This is a genomic window from Burkholderia sp. AU18528 (assembly GCF_002223215.2).
Classification (GTDB): domain Bacteria; phylum Pseudomonadota; class Gammaproteobacteria; order Burkholderiales; family Burkholderiaceae; genus Burkholderia; species Burkholderia semiarida.
The window spans coordinates 736,482-749,255 of the sequence record NZ_NKFC02000004.1; the positions used below are offsets into that span (position 1 = coordinate 736,482).

Annotated in this window: 14 protein-coding genes; 7 read left to right on the forward strand and 7 right to left on the reverse strand. The window is 69.7% G+C overall.

Features of this window, described 5'->3' with window-relative positions; all coding sequences use genetic code 11:
* Positions 1-347: 347 nt before the first annotated feature.
* Entirely contained in the window at positions 348-1,259 is a 912-nt protein-coding gene (locus CFB52_RS06175) for a LysR family transcriptional regulator (RefSeq protein ID WP_089464650.1), read from the reverse strand.
* A 166-nt stretch (positions 1,260-1,425) separates the two neighbouring features.
* On the opposite strand from CFB52_RS06175, the gene CFB52_RS06180 reads away from it, so the two are divergent.
* On the forward strand, positions 1,426-2,346 hold the full coding sequence (locus CFB52_RS06180; protein WP_099316256.1) for a pyridoxal-phosphate dependent enzyme: 921 nt from the start codon (positions 1,426-1,428) through the stop codon (positions 2,344-2,346).
* A 249-nt stretch (positions 2,347-2,595) separates the two neighbouring features.
* Here the strand turns inward: CFB52_RS06180 and CFB52_RS06185 are convergent, their stop codons facing one another.
* Entirely contained in the window at positions 2,596-3,735 is a 1,140-nt protein-coding gene (locus CFB52_RS06185; protein WP_099316257.1) for a DUF2242 domain-containing protein, read from the reverse strand.
* A 117-nt stretch (positions 3,736-3,852) separates the two neighbouring features.
* Positions 3,853-4,746: a LysR family transcriptional regulator gene (locus tag CFB52_RS06190; protein ID WP_099316258.1), complete on the reverse strand. Its 894-nt coding sequence runs from the start codon at positions 4,744-4,746 to the stop codon at positions 3,853-3,855.
* Positions 4,747-4,856: 110 nt separating this feature from the next.
* On the opposite strand from CFB52_RS06190, the gene CFB52_RS06195 reads away from it, so the two are divergent.
* Positions 4,857-5,612 (forward strand): TerC family protein, encoded by a 756-nt coding sequence (locus CFB52_RS06195; protein ID WP_059573900.1) that lies wholly within the window; start codon positions 4,857-4,859, stop codon positions 5,610-5,612.
* A 90-nt stretch (positions 5,613-5,702) separates the two neighbouring features.
* The gene (locus CFB52_RS06200) at positions 5,703-6,005 is read left to right on the forward strand and encodes a zf-TFIIB domain-containing protein (RefSeq protein ID WP_099316259.1); all 303 of its coding nucleotides are present in this window, start codon (positions 5,703-5,705) and stop codon (positions 6,003-6,005) included.
* A gap of 112 nt (positions 6,006-6,117) precedes the next feature.
* On the opposite strand, the gene CFB52_RS06205 is transcribed toward CFB52_RS06200, so the two are convergent.
* Together CFB52_RS06205 and CFB52_RS06210 are read right to left on the reverse strand one after the other, a co-directional pair.
* Entirely contained in the window at positions 6,118-6,528 is a 411-nt protein-coding gene (locus tag CFB52_RS06205) for an Hsp20/alpha crystallin family protein (RefSeq protein WP_059644168.1), read from the reverse strand.
* Positions 6,529-6,544: 16 nt separating this feature from the next.
* Positions 6,545-6,982 carry an Hsp20/alpha crystallin family protein gene (locus CFB52_RS06210; RefSeq protein ID WP_060965820.1) on the reverse strand — a complete coding sequence of 146 codons (438 nt, stop codon included), beginning with the start codon at positions 6,980-6,982 and terminating at the stop codon, positions 6,545-6,547.
* A 248-nt stretch (positions 6,983-7,230) separates the two neighbouring features.
* Here CFB52_RS06210 and CFB52_RS06215 point away from each other — a divergent pair, with 248 nt between their 5' ends.
* Complete coding sequence (locus CFB52_RS06215) at positions 7,231-8,148, forward strand: 3-hydroxyacyl-CoA dehydrogenase NAD-binding domain-containing protein (RefSeq protein ID WP_099316260.1); 918 nt, start codon at positions 7,231-7,233, stop codon at positions 8,146-8,148.
* A 34-nt stretch (positions 8,149-8,182) separates the two neighbouring features.
* Here CFB52_RS06215 and CFB52_RS06220 read toward each other — a convergent pair whose 3' ends face one another.
* Positions 8,183-8,467 (reverse strand): DUF4148 domain-containing protein, encoded by a 285-nt coding sequence (locus tag CFB52_RS06220; protein ID WP_099316261.1) that lies wholly within the window; start codon positions 8,465-8,467, stop codon positions 8,183-8,185.
* A 156-nt stretch (positions 8,468-8,623) separates the two neighbouring features.
* Positions 8,624-9,472: a LysR substrate-binding domain-containing protein gene (locus CFB52_RS06225; protein ID WP_059573894.1), complete on the reverse strand. Its 849-nt coding sequence runs from the start codon at positions 9,470-9,472 to the stop codon at positions 8,624-8,626.
* A 330-nt stretch (positions 9,473-9,802) separates the two neighbouring features.
* Between CFB52_RS06225 and madL the strand changes: the two genes are divergently transcribed.
* From madL to mdcA, 3 genes are all read left to right on the forward strand, one after another.
* Positions 9,803-10,198 (forward strand): malonate transporter subunit MadL, encoded by a 396-nt coding sequence (gene madL / locus CFB52_RS06230; protein ID WP_059573893.1) that lies wholly within the window; start codon positions 9,803-9,805, stop codon positions 10,196-10,198.
* An 11-nt stretch (positions 10,199-10,209) separates the two neighbouring features.
* Positions 10,210-10,977, forward strand: a complete 768-nt coding sequence (gene madM / locus CFB52_RS06235; protein ID WP_006476364.1) for a malonate transporter subunit MadM — start codon at positions 10,210-10,212, stop codon at positions 10,975-10,977.
* A 142-nt stretch (positions 10,978-11,119) separates the two neighbouring features.
* Positions 11,120-12,766: a malonate decarboxylase subunit alpha gene (mdcA, locus tag CFB52_RS06240; RefSeq protein WP_060011730.1), complete on the forward strand. Its 1,647-nt coding sequence runs from the start codon at positions 11,120-11,122 to the stop codon at positions 12,764-12,766.
* The last annotated feature ends 8 nt before the right edge of the window (positions 12,767-12,774 follow it).

Sequence of the window (12,774 nt, forward strand, 5' to 3'; positions counted from 1 at the left end):
ACTGCCAGCGTCGGCAGCAAAAAAGCCCCGACCACAGGGGGTCCATGGCCGGGGCGGAAACGCATCCTCTCTTTGGCACGAGGGTTGGATGCGCGCGCAGTATATTTCGGGCCATGACGATTCGAATCGGCGTTAAACGACCGTTTTTGGTGTCAATTTGAGAATTGCGGTGTCGTCGCGTCGTCCGTCGGCGTTCTGAAAGATTTTTCGATGATGCGGCTGTGTCGTTCGCCGTGCTACAGCATCAAAAACGACGCGATGACGGAAGTCGGATTCCGTCCGTCGGCCCGTCGGCCGGCGCCGCAAGTCGTGTCGCCCGAGCGCGCGCCGATGCATCCGGCATGCGCTCAGCCCGATTCGCCGGCCGCGTCGCGGACCGCCGCGAGAAACCGCGCGACGACGGGCGACGGGGCCGCCGCCGCGCCGTCGAACACGAACTCGATGTCGAAGCGGCTCGCGAGTTCGTCGAGCGCGACGAGCCGGACCGTGCGCGGGCAGGTCGGCGACGCGCTTTCCGGCACGAACGCGCAGCCCATGCCGGCCGCGACGAGGCCGATCAGCGTCGGGATGTCGCTGCCGACCTGCGCGATGCGCGGCGTGAAGCCGGCCTGCTGGCACTGCGTCATCAGGAACCGGTGGTGCGCGGCGGAACGCTGCGCATCGAACCAGACGAACGGTTCGTTCGCGACGTCGGCCAGCGCGCGCGGTGCGACGAAGCGGCCGCCCGGCGGCGCGGGCATCGCGAGCACGAAGCGGTCGCTCAGTAGCCGCACGCCCGTCAGGTGAGGCGCTTCCTCGCGGCGCCACGCCATGATCCCCGCGTCGAGCTGGCCGCGCGTCAGCGCGCTCGCCTGTTCGGCCGACAGCATCGGCGCGATCGACAGTTTCACATCCGGGCACGCATCGCGAAACGCCTTGAGGACGTTCGCGACGATCGGCAGCGGCAGGCAGTTCGGCAGCGCGCCGAGCCGCAGTTCGCCGAGCTGGCCGGCCGCGCTGCGCAACGCGCGCTCGCGGCTGTCCTGCAGCATCGCGAGCAGGCCGGTCGCATCGTGCAGGAAGCTCGTGCCGGCCGCCGTGAGCGTGACGCCGGTCGCGCGACGGACCAGCAGCGGCGTGCCGATCGCATCTTCGAGCTCGCGGATCTGCCGTGACAGCGCGGGCTGCACGATGCCCACCGCGCGGGCGCCGGCCATCACGCTGCCGGCCTGGGCGACGGCGACGAAGTAGCGCAGGTGACGCAGTTCGATCTGGCGCATGCGGTGTCCGGTCGGGTTCGTTGATATGTCTGGTAAGCATAGCAAATGCCATTCGATGGTATTGGAAAGCATGGCGCGCCTGCCGTACGATGACCGTCATTGCCGCATCCGCTTCCTGGCTCGCGAGTCGTGCGAGTTTCCTCCGTTTCTCCTTGCGTTCCGTCCCATGCCGCTTCATATCCCGACGCCTTACATCCGCTCGCAAATCGCGTCCCGCCGGCTCGGCAGGACCATCCGGCTGAAGCTCGACGCGTTGCAGCCGTCGGGCTCGTTCAAGCTGCGCGGCATCGGCGCCGTGTGCGAGGCGCGCCATGTGGCCGGGGCGCGGCGGTTCGTGTCGTCGTCGGGCGGCAACGCGGGCATCGCTGTCGCGTATTGCGGCCGCGAACTCGGCGTGCCGGTGCGCGTCGTCGTGCCGGAAAGCGCATCGGCCCGGGCGCGCGAACTGATCCGCGTCGAAGGCGCGGAACTCGTCGTGCACGGCGCGAGCTGGGCCGAGGCGAACGCGTTCGCGCAGTCGACGCTCGACACGCACGATGCATTCGTGCATCCGTTCGACGACCCCGTGCTGTGGCAGGGCCACGCGACGATGATCGACGAGATGGCGGCGGTCGGCCCGAAGCCCGACGCGGTCGTGCTCGCGGTCGGCGGCGGCGGCCTGCTGTGCGGCGTGCTCGAAGGGCTGGCGCGCAACGGCTGGCACGACGTGCCGGTCGTCGCGGCCGAAACGGCAGGCGCCGACTGCTATGCACGCTCGGTCGCGCACGGGCGCCCGGTCGAATTGCCGGCGATCGCGAGCATCGCGACGACGCTCGGCGCGAAGCGGCCGTGCGACGCGGCGGTCGAATGGGCGACGCGTCACGCGATCCATCCGGTCGTCGTGTCCGATGCCGACGCGGTGGCCGCGTCGCTGCGGTTTCTCGATGAGCACAGGATCGTCGTCGAGCCGGCGTGCGGCGCTGCACTGGCCGTGCTCGAGCAGCCGGTGCCGGTGCTCGCGTCGGCGTCCGACATCGCGGTGATCGTCTGCGGCGGCGTGACCGCAACCGTCCAGGATCTGCAGACGCTGCGCGCGACGTTGCGGTAGGTGGGGCGCCGGCGAGCCGCGCAGTCGCGGGACGGCGGATCGGTTTGCGATTTTCGCGGGGTGACTGCGAGCCTGGGGCATACGTGGCTCGCCGTGACGCGTCGACGTTGCCTTTCCGTCAACCCCGCACGGCCAAGTGCGGCCGGCGTACGGCCGGATAGGCAGAAACGACTTCCGGAACGGTGCGGAAGGCGGGCGTGCCGTCGCGCTGCGCCGCATGCGGCCGGGCGCGACGATACGGGAGTGCGATCAGTTCGCGGTGGGGGCGCTCGCGCCGGACGGCGCGGACGATGCGACGGGGTTGTCGGTCGCCGGCGCAGGCGATGCGCTCGACGGCGCCGATGCCGATGCGGGCGCGGATGCTGCCGATGAAGACGCGGGCGCGGCCGATGACGGCGTCGCGGTGGCCGGCGCTGCCACCGGAGCCGAGGCAGATGCGGGCGCGGAGACCGGCGCGGCCGTCGAACCGGAGGTCGGCGAAGGTGCCGGCGCGGTTGCCGGGCCGGAACCCGGCTTCGGCGCCGAAGCTGGCGCGGCAGCCGAAGCGGGAGCGGGCGCCGATGCAGGCGCCGGGCCGGCAGCCGAAGCCGGCACCGGCCCGGACGCCGCCGCCGGCACGGCAGCGCGCGTCGCGGCGGGCGCCGCGACGGCCGAAGCCGCGGCCGGCACGGCATTCGCGCCCGACCCCGGCGCGACACCCGGCACCGAAAGCGGCACGGGCGCGGCGGGCGGCGTCGGCACGACCGGCGTCGTCATCTTCATCGGTTCACCCTGCGGAGTCGGCGCGGGCTCGGGCAGCGGCGCGACGGGCTCCTTCTCGGCGGCCTTCACGGTCGCGCGGTCGCGGCGCGCCGGGTCGATCTTCAGGAAATGGTCGACGAGCGTGAAGAAGCGCTCATAGAACACGCCGGCGGGAATCGTCTCGCTCGCGGTCTTCACGAGCGCATCGTCGCTCGACCCGATCGGCAGCGACAGCGAGCCGAACACGCTCAAGCCGACGCTGGCCGACGTATTCGACTTCTTCAGCGTATAGCGGTCCTGCACCGCGTTCACGTATGCGATGCTCGACGAGCCGTCCGCGGTCGCGTCCGCGCACACGACGTGAAACTCGATCACGACGTGCATGTCGTTGCTCGGCTGGAAATTCTTGCTGCCGTCGACCGCGTCGTTGCGCGACGACGACACCACGTAGCCCTGACTCAGCAGCGCGCGCCGCGCGGCCTCGCAGGCCGCGTCGGATTTCGAGTGGAACGTATGCGCATACGGGCTGGTGGTCGCGTCGAACTGTTCCTGCTGGTAGATCGGCTTGGGCGGCGACGAGCATGCCGCCAGCACGGTCGCGGCCGCGAGCGCGCACGAAACGGAAAACAGGCGAAATCGGTTGTGCATGGCGTCTTTCAGAAGGCTCGGCGAGAGGTGGCGCAAGGGCGGTGCCCGGATGGGCGCACGCGCACATCTCGTATGGCCGGGGCGACATTATAGTTTCGTTTGATGTCGCGGCTCGCTTCAGTCGGCCGGCGCGCCGCGCGCCGCGGCCAGCAATCGCGACGTCAGCGGATGATGTTCGCCGCGCCGCGAGCGGATCGCGTGGATCTCCTCGGTCACGTCGCCCGCGCGCCCGAGCCGCCTGAGCCCGCGCAGCAGCGACGCATCGTTCGCGCCGAGTTCGCTCAGCGGGAACACGCCGAGGCCGCGCGCCGCGAACACGGCCATCAGCGCGCTGTCCTCGAACTCCCCGGCCACGCGCGGCACGATCCGTTCGCTTTCCAGCCACTGGTCGAGGCGGGCGCGCAATGCCGAATGCGCGGTCGGCAGCAGCACGGGCAGCTCGGTCAGGCACTGCGGAAAGCGCTGACGGGCGGCCGGCGTGACGAGCGCCGCGGGCCCGTACCAGTCGACCGGCGAGGCCACGAGCGGCTCGCTCGTCACGCGCAGGTTCGACCCCGACGGCGCGCCCTGGCCCGCCAGCACGAGATCCAGATGATGCAGCGCGAGTTCCGCGAGCAGCGCGTCGTGCTCGCCTTCGTGGCACAGCAGCCGCAGCGTGGGCGTGTCGAGCACCGGGGCCAGGATCGCGTGCGCGGCGAGCTTGGAGATGCCGTCCGCGAGGCCGACCGCGAGCCGCACGGTCGGCCGGCTGGCCGCCGCGCGCACGTCGTCGGGAATCAGCCGGCCCATCTCGAAGATGACTTCCGCGCGCGCGAAGGCGGCCTGCCCGGCGTCGGTCATCGCGACGCCGCGCCCGGCAGGGCGCAGCAACTGGTGCCCGAGCGATTTCTCCAGCTCGCGCACCTGCGCGCTGATCGTCTGCACGGCCATGTCCAGCCGGCCGGCCGCACGCGCGAAACCGCCTTCCTTCACGACGACCCAGAAATAGTACAGATGGCGAAAATTCAGCATCGGAGCGCGATATATCGAAAAAAACGAACCTGAAGTCAGATTCTCTCTGATTTTTCCGAAGTACGGAGCCGCATATCATCGGGTTTTCCACTTTCGTATCCGCCCACCCCATGGACTACCTGCTGACGCTTGCCACCGACCCCGCCGTCTGGGCCGCGCTCCTGACGCTCGTCGTGATGGAAGTCGTGCTCGGCATCGACAACCTGATCTTCATCTCGATCCTCAGCAACAAGCTGCCCGAAGCGCAGCGCGCACGCACGCAGCGCCTCGGCATCGCGCTCGCGCTGGTGATGCGCCTCGCGCTGCTCGGCAGCGTCGCGTGGATCGCGAGCCTGACCGAACCCGTGTTCACGCTGTTCGACCATGCGTTCTCGTGGCGCGACATGATCCTGCTGTCGGGCGGCCTGTTCCTCGTGTGGAAGGCGACCACCGAGATCCATCACCACGTGTCGCACGATGGCGACGGCGCGGGCGGGGCCGCCGGCGCGGCCGGCCTGACGATGTGGGCCGCGATCGGCCAGATCGTGATGCTCGACATCGTGTTCTCGATCGACAGCATCGTGACCGCGATCGGCATGACCGAGCACGTCCCGATCATGTTCGTCGCCGTGATCGTCGCGGTGACCGTGATGCTGTTCGCCGCGCAGCCGCTCGCACGCTTCATCGACCGCAACCCGACGATCGTGATGCTCGCGCTGTCGTTCCTGGTCGTGATCGGCATGACGCTGATCGCCGAAGGGTTCGGTTCGCACGTGCCGAAGGGTTACATCTATGCGGCGATGGCCTTCTCGGCGTTCGTCGAGGGCATGAACATGCTCGCGCGGCGCGCGAAGGCGAAGCGGGCCGCGCACGCGGCGCGCGACTGACGCGGCACGCGGGATGCCGGCCGCCGCGGCGGCCGGCTCGCGCGCCTCATACGGAATCCGGATGAAATTCGCACGGAAAGGAGAAACGCGATGAAATGTCCTGTCTGCAAGACGCCCGACCTGCTGATGGCCGAGCGCCAGTCGATCGAGATCGACTACTGTCCGACCTGCCGCGGCGTGTGGCTCGATCGCGGCGAACTCGACAAGCTGATCGCCCGTGAAACCGGTGACGCGCCGGTTCGCCGCGACGCCGTGCCGGCGCAACACGATGCGCACGCGCCGCGCGGTCGCGACGACGGCTGGGGGCGCGACGGCCGCTCGCACGACGAGCGTGATCGGCACGACGGCCGGCGTCGCAAGAAGTCGGTGTTCGACCTGTTCGATTTCGATTGAAGCGGCCGTTCGCGTGCCCGAACGCGCGCGGCCCGATGTAAAAAATCCCCGCCCGGCATCGCGCCGGGGCGGGGATTTTTCATGCGCGTCGCGTCAGCACACGCGCCGATGCTTACGCATGGCCGGCCGTCACGTCGATGCGACGCGGACGCGTTTCCTCGCGGCGCGGAATCGTCAGCGTCAGCACGCCGTCGCGCAGGTTCGCGTCGATTCGCGACGTGTCGAGGTCGGCGCTCAGCACGAACGACCGTGCATAGCGCGTCGCGCGTACTTCCGCGTGCCGCATGCGCAGGTCGGCCGGCGCGTCGAATTGCGTCGCGGCTTCGATCGTCAGCGTATTGTCGTGCACCTTCACGTCGAGGTTGTCGCGCGGCACGCCGGGCAGGTCGGCCCGCAGCGTGACGCCGCGCGCGTCCTCGACGATGTCGACGGACGGCGTGATCGCGGGCCGGCGCGCGGCTTCGGCGGCGGCAGCGTGAACGGTGCTCGGGTGGCGTTCGGCCAGGGTCGGGTTCGTGTTCATGTCGGTATCCTGAAGATTACTGAATCGTGATCGCACGCGGCTTCGATGCTTCGCGCCGGCCGACGCGAATCAGCAGGCAGCCGTTTTCGTAGCGGGCGCTGACCTGGTCGGGGTCCGCGTCGCGCGGCAATTCGACCACGCGGCGGAACGCGCCGTGAAAGCGCTCCTGCGCATACGTGCGCACGTCGTCGCCTTCGCGCGGCGCCGGCTTGCGCTCTCCGCTGATCGTCAGCAGATCCTTGTCGATCGACACGTCGAAGTCGCTCGCGGCCATGCCGGGTGCGAACGCGACGATCTCGATCGCATCGTCGGTGGCGCCGACGTTGAGTGCGGGAAACGCGCCGGCGCGCCCCGCACGGATGCCGGACGGGCGCTCGCCGAGCAGGCTCGCCATCTGCCGCTGCACGCGGGCGAATTCGTCGAACAGATCGTAGCCGTGATGGATACCGCTCATGTTGGTCCTCCTGAACAGGGAACGCGGGAGACGTGACCGCGCGACGCCTGCGGCGGGCGCGACGGGGGCTCCACGGGGTCGATAACGGGGGCGGTGCGTTGGATGCGGCACTGCCCGACGACGCTTAATTAGTGGCCGCCGCCGCGCATTTCAAGAGGGCGTGGGCAATCCCCGCGTCGACGCATGCGCACGGGATTCGATGCGACAATCGCCGCGGCATATCCGCACACCAACCACACGGGACAACCATGGACATTCGACGTATCGCGATCGTCGGCGCCGGCGTGATCGGCGCGAGCTGGGCCGCCTTCTACCTGACGCAGGGCTTCGACGTCGTCGCGACCGACCCGGCGCCGCAGGCCGACGCGCGGCTGCGCGACGCGCTCGCCGCCTTCCTCGGCGAGCGGGCCGTCGAACTTGCCGCGCGGCTGTCGTTCGACACCGATCTCGTGCGTGCGCTCGACGGCGTCGACTTCGTGCAGGAGAACGGCCCCGAGCGACTCGACCTGAAGCGCGCGCTCTATCGCCAGATGGACGACGTGCTGCCCGCGCACGTGCCGATCGCGTCGAGTTCGTCGGGCCTGAAGATGTCCGAGATCCAGACCGCGTGCGCGAAGCATCCGGAGCGCTGCCTGATCGCGCATCCGTTCAATCCGCCGCACCTGATCCCGCTCGTCGAGCTGGTCGGCGGCGATGCGACGGACCCCGACGTGATCGCGCGCGTGAAGCAGTTCTACGATGCGCTCGGCAAGCAGACGATCGTGCTGAACAAGGAGATGACCGGCCACGTCGCGAACCGGCTCGCGGCCGCGCTGTTCCGCGAGGTGTATCACCTCGTCGGCGAAGGCGTCGTGAGCGTCGCCGACGCGGACAAGGCCGTCGCGTGGGGCCCCGGCCTGCGCTGGGGGCTGATGGGGCAGTGCCTGACCTATCACCTCGGCGGCGGCGCGGGCGGGATCGCACACTTCCTCGAACACCTGTCGGGGCCGATCGCGAGCTGGTGGGACGACCTCGGCACGCCGTCGTTCGATCCGGAGGTCGATCGCAAGCTGACCGACGAACTGCGCGCGATCCAGGGCGAGCGCTCGATGCAGGCGCTGGCGGCGGAGCGCGACCGGCTGCTCGTCGAGCTGATCGACGCGCGGCGCCGCAGCTTCCTGCCTTGATCCTGGTCCGGTCGTGCAGGCGCGGCGGCGTCGGTTATTGCTGCGACATCGTCTGGCTGGCCGGCGGCACGTGGGCCAGCCACGCGGGGCTCACGGCCTGCACGAGTTCGCGGTTGCGTGCGCGCGTCGCGGCGTTCGGCGGATAGTTGCCGTCGTTGGTCGGCAGTTCGCCGTCGAGATAGGCCTGCTTGAGCTGCTCGATGACTTCCGCGCGCGTCAGGCCCTGTTGCGCGGGGGGCGACGCGTCGGTCTGGGCAAAGGCGGGGGACAGCAAGGCGGCTGCGGCGGTCGCGACGGCGAATCGCAGGGCGTTGTTCATGGCGGGCTCCGATCAAGGGGACGGGGTAGCGGATGCGCGCGGCGATGTGCGGTGCATTCCGTTGGGTCCCATTGTCGCGAGCGCGTGCTGCGCGGACGATGACGCGTTCCGGGCAACGCCGTCAGGTGCGGGCGCGACCGCGCCCGTGCGGTGCCGTTACAACTCGGCCGCCGCCGCGATCAGCGTGGCTTCCAGCGCGAGCGTCGAGCGCGACGCGGCCGCCGGGCGGTCGATCACGTATTCGAGTTCGCCGAGCTCCGGCAGCCCCGCGTCGAGCCGCGCGAGCCCGGCCGGGATCACGTAGCCGGCAAACGCGCTGACGCCGAGCCCCGCGCTCGCGGCCGCCCGCAACACCGCGATGCTGCTGCTCACGACGGCGATCCGGTACGGCCGCCCGACGGCTTCGAGCGATTCGAGCACGCGGCGGCGCGACACGCTCGGCTCCGGATGCATCGCGAGCGGCAGCACGGCCTCGTGGCCGGTGATCCGCGAATCGGGGCCGGTGCACCAGTACAGCGGTTCGCTGCGGATCACGCGGCCGCGCCGGCTGCCGGCGATGCGCTTCGCGAACACGAGATCGTGCCGGCCTTCGTCGAGCGCGTCGAACAGGTCGCCCGACAGCCCGGTCGAGATCGCGAGCTCGACGTCCGGGTTGCGCTGCACGAAGCTCGCGAGCGCGGCCGTCAGGTGCGCCGACGCGAAATCCTCCGACATCGCGAGCCGCACCTTGCCCGACAGCGGCGGCCCGCATACCGACGTGACGGCCTCGTCCATCAGTTCGAGAATCCGCACCGCGTAGCGGAACAGCGCGTCGCCGTGCTGCGACAGGTGCACGTTGCGCGTGTCGCGCTCGAACAGCGGCCGGTCGAGCAGCTCCTCGAGGCGGCGGATATGCTGGCTGACGGTCGATTGCGACAGGTTCACGCGCTCGGACGCGGCGGTGAAGCTGCCGGACTGGGCGACGGCGACGAAGCTGCGCAGCAATTCGGGCGGTAACGGACGCATTGCTAAATCCACTGAATCGGTTTCGACAACTTCATAAATGGCCGGATTTTGCGGCGCTAGTATCGGATCACGCGCCCGTGCGGCCTCCGCGAAACGGGGGACACCGGACGCGTAGCCCGTGTCGCGCCGCCGGCTGCATCGATCAGTCTAAGCCATCCGGCGTCCGGCCCGAAACCGCATCATCCCATCGACCCCGAGAACGCGCTCGCACGACGAGCCGCCGGGCCGCGGCGCCCCGCCGCAGGAGACACACAGTCCGCCCGGGATCGGCGTGCGGGCCTGGCTCCCGCACGCGTCAGGCGCCCGTCACGAAGAGACTGGAGACGACTCATGATCATCTATGGAACCGCGCTGCTGGCGTTCTGTCACCTGGCCGGACTGTTCCTCGGCGACCTGCTCGGCAGCGCGATCGGCGTGAAGACCAACGTCGGCGGCGTCGGTATCGCGATGCTGCTGCTGATCTGCCTGCGCCTGTGGCTCCACCGGCGCGGCTGGCTGCCGAAGGAGACCGAGGCGGGCGTCGGCTTCTGGGGCGCGATGTACATCCCGGTCGTCGTCGCGATGGCCGCGAACCAGAACGTCGTCGCCGCGCTCAAGGGCGGGCCGGTCGCGCTGCTGGCGGCCGTCGGCGCGGTCGCGATCTGCGCATGCTGCATCGCGGTGCTCGCGCGCACGGGCCGCGACGACACGGCCTTCGCGGGCGTGCCGCAATTCGAAGAACGGTAACGGAGGCCGCCATGCTGCAGATGCTCGAAAAAACCGTCGCCCACAACGGGCTCGTCGCGTCGTTCGCGCTGGTCGGCCTGATCATGTGGCTGTCGTCGATCGCGTCGCGCAAGCTCACGTTCGGCCGCGTGCACGGCTCGGCGATCGCGATCGTCATCGGTCTCGTGCTCGCCTACGTCGGCGGCGCATTCACCGGAGGCGAGAAGGGGCTGGCCGACGTCAAGCTGTTCGCCGGCATCGGCCTGATGGGCGGCGCGATGCTGCGCGATTTCGCGATCGTCGCGACCGCGTTCGAAGTGCAGCCGACCGAGGCGCGCAAGGCCGGGCTCGTCGGCGTCGTGTCGCTGCTGCTCGGCACCGTGCTGCCGTTCATCGTCGGCGCATGCGTCGCGCGTGCGTTCGGCTATACCGATGCGGTCAGCATGACGACGATCGGCGCGGGCGCCGTCACCTATATCGTCGGGCCCGTCACGGGCGCGGCGATCGGCGCGAGCTCCGACGTGATCGCGCTCAGCATCGCGACGGGGCTCGTGAAGGCGATCATCGTGATGGTCGGCACGCCGGTCGCGGCCAATTTCATGGGGCTGAAGACGCCGCGCTCCGCGATGATCTTCGGCGGGCTGGCCGGCACCGTCAGCGGCGTGAGCGCCGGCCTTGCCGCGACCGATCGCCGGCTCGTGCCGTACGGTGCGCTGGTCGCGACCTTCCATACCGGCGTCGGCTGCCTGCTCGGGCCGTCGGTGCTGTTCTTCACGACGCGCGCGCTGGTCGGCGCGTGAGGCCATGCGAGGGGCCATGCGAGTGGCCCGTGCGCGCGCCGCATCCATCGCGGCGTCCTCTGAGTCGCATTCGGCAACATCATCAATCGACAGCGGCGCCAGGCTTAGAATGCCGCTGAACCCTCGAAGCGGAGAACTGTTCATGACCGGATGGAATCACGCGCGGCAAGCGCGCGATGCCCGGCTCGCGGCCGGCGCGGCTTACGCGCGGGGCAAGCGGGTCGATGCGCGCGACACCGTCGCGTTGCTCGAAGCGGTGCTGCGGCCCGGCGATCGCGTGTGCCTCGAAGGCGACAACCAGAAGCAGGCCGACTTGCTCGCCGTCGCGCTCGCCGACGTCGACAGCGCGAAGATCCACGACCTGCACATGGTGCAGTCGGGCGTCGTGCTGCCCGAGCATCTCGACGTGTTCGAGCGCGGCATCGCGAAGCGGCTCGACTTCGCGTATTCGGGCCCGCAATCGCAGCGCATCGCGAAGCTGCTGTTCGGCGGCAAGATCGCGCTCGGCGCGGTGCATACCTATCTCGAACTGTTCGCCCGCTACTTCATCGATCTCACGCCGCAGGTCGCGCTGATCGCGGCCGTGAGCGCCGACGCCGACGGCAACCTGTACACGGGCCCGAACACCGAGGACACGCCGACCGTCGTCGAGGCGACCGCGTTCAAGGACGGCATCGTGATCGCCCAGGTCGACCGCATCGTCGACAAGGTGCCGCGCGTCGACATCCCGGGCGACCGCGTGCATTTCGTCGTCGAGGCCGGCCGGCCGTTCTACGTCGAGCCGCTGTTCACGCGCGATCCGGCCGCGATCACCGAGACGCAGATCCTGACCGCGATGCTCGCGATCAAGGGCCTCTACGAGCCGTACGGGATCAAGCGCCTGAACCACGGGATCGGCTTCAACACGGCCGCGATCGAGCTGCTGCTGCCCACCTACGGCGCGAAGCTCGGGCTGAAGGGCAAGGTCTGCACGCACTGGGCGCTCAATCCGCATCCGACGCTGATCCCCGCGATCGAATCGGGCTGGGTCGAGCAGATCCACTGCTTCGGCTCGGAAGTCGGGATGGACGACTACATCCGTGCGCGCTCCGACGTGTGGTTCACGGGGCCCGACGGGTCGCTGCGCTCGAACCGCGCGTTCTGCCAGACGGCCGGCCTCTATGCGTGCGACATGTTCATCGGCTCGACGCTGCAGATCGACCTGTCCGGCCATTCGTCGACGGTCACGGCCGAGCGGATCGCCGGCTTCGGCGGCGCGCCGAACATGGGCAGCGACGCGCGCGGCCGGCGCCATCCGAGCGAGCCGTGGCTGAAGGCCGGCGCGGAAGCCGACCCGGACACGCCGGCGGCGCTGCGGCGCGGCCGCAAGCTGGTCGTGCAGATCGGCGAGACGTTCGGCGACAAGAACGTGCCGATGTTCGTCGAGAAGCTCGACGCGCTGAAGCTCGCCGACAAGCTGCAGCTCGACCTCGCGCCGATCATGGTCTACGGCGACGACGTCACGCACATCGTCACCGAGGAAGGGATCGCGAACCTGCTGATGTGCCGCGACAAGGACGAACGCGAGCATGCGATTCGCGGCGTGGCCGGCTACACGGACGTCGGCCGTGGCCGCGACAAGAGGATGGTCGAGCGGCTGCGTGAACGCGGTGTGATCCGCCGCCCGGAGGATCTCGGCATCGATCCGCTCGACGCCGACCGTCGCTGGCTCGCCGCGCGTTCGATCAAGGATCTCGTGCACTGGTCGGGCGGGCTCTATGCGCCGCCGGCCCGGTTCCGCAACTGGTGAGGAAGAGG

Excerpts from the sequence above, each read along its gene's own strand:
- CFB52_RS06175 (WP_089464650.1), bottom strand. The coding sequence starts at position 1,259 with ATGCGCCAGATCGAACTGCGTCACCTGCGCTACTTCGTCGCCGTCGCC.
- CFB52_RS06180 (WP_099316256.1), top strand. The coding sequence starts at position 1,426 with ATGCCGCTTCATATCCCGACGCCTTACATCCGCTCGCAAATCGCGTCC.
- CFB52_RS06185 (WP_099316257.1), bottom strand. The coding sequence starts at position 3,735 with ATGCACAACCGATTTCGCCTGTTTTCCGTTTCGTGCGCGCTCGCGGCC.
- CFB52_RS06190 (WP_099316258.1), bottom strand. The coding sequence starts at position 4,746 with ATGCTGAATTTTCGCCATCTGTACTATTTCTGGGTCGTCGTGAAGGAA.
- CFB52_RS06195 (WP_059573900.1), top strand. The coding sequence starts at position 4,857 with ATGGACTACCTGCTGACGCTTGCCACCGACCCCGCCGTCTGGGCCGCG.
- CFB52_RS06200 (WP_099316259.1), top strand. The coding sequence starts at position 5,703 with ATGAAATGTCCTGTCTGCAAGACGCCCGACCTGCTGATGGCCGAGCGC.
- CFB52_RS06205 (WP_059644168.1), bottom strand. The coding sequence starts at position 6,528 with ATGAACACGAACCCGACCCTGGCCGAACGCCACCCGAGCACCGTTCAC.
- CFB52_RS06210 (WP_060965820.1), bottom strand. The coding sequence starts at position 6,982 with ATGAGCGGTATCCATCACGGCTACGATCTGTTCGACGAATTCGCCCGC.
- CFB52_RS06215 (WP_099316260.1), top strand. The coding sequence starts at position 7,231 with ATGGACATTCGACGTATCGCGATCGTCGGCGCCGGCGTGATCGGCGCG.
- CFB52_RS06220 (WP_099316261.1), bottom strand. The coding sequence starts at position 8,467 with ATGAACAACGCCCTGCGATTCGCCGTCGCGACCGCCGCAGCCGCCTTG.
- CFB52_RS06225 (WP_059573894.1), bottom strand. The coding sequence starts at position 9,472 with ATGCGTCCGTTACCGCCCGAATTGCTGCGCAGCTTCGTCGCCGTCGCC.
- madL (WP_059573893.1), top strand. The coding sequence starts at position 9,803 with ATGATCATCTATGGAACCGCGCTGCTGGCGTTCTGTCACCTGGCCGGA.
- madM (WP_006476364.1), top strand. The coding sequence starts at position 10,210 with ATGCTGCAGATGCTCGAAAAAACCGTCGCCCACAACGGGCTCGTCGCG.
- mdcA (WP_060011730.1), top strand. The coding sequence starts at position 11,120 with ATGACCGGATGGAATCACGCGCGGCAAGCGCGCGATGCCCGGCTCGCG.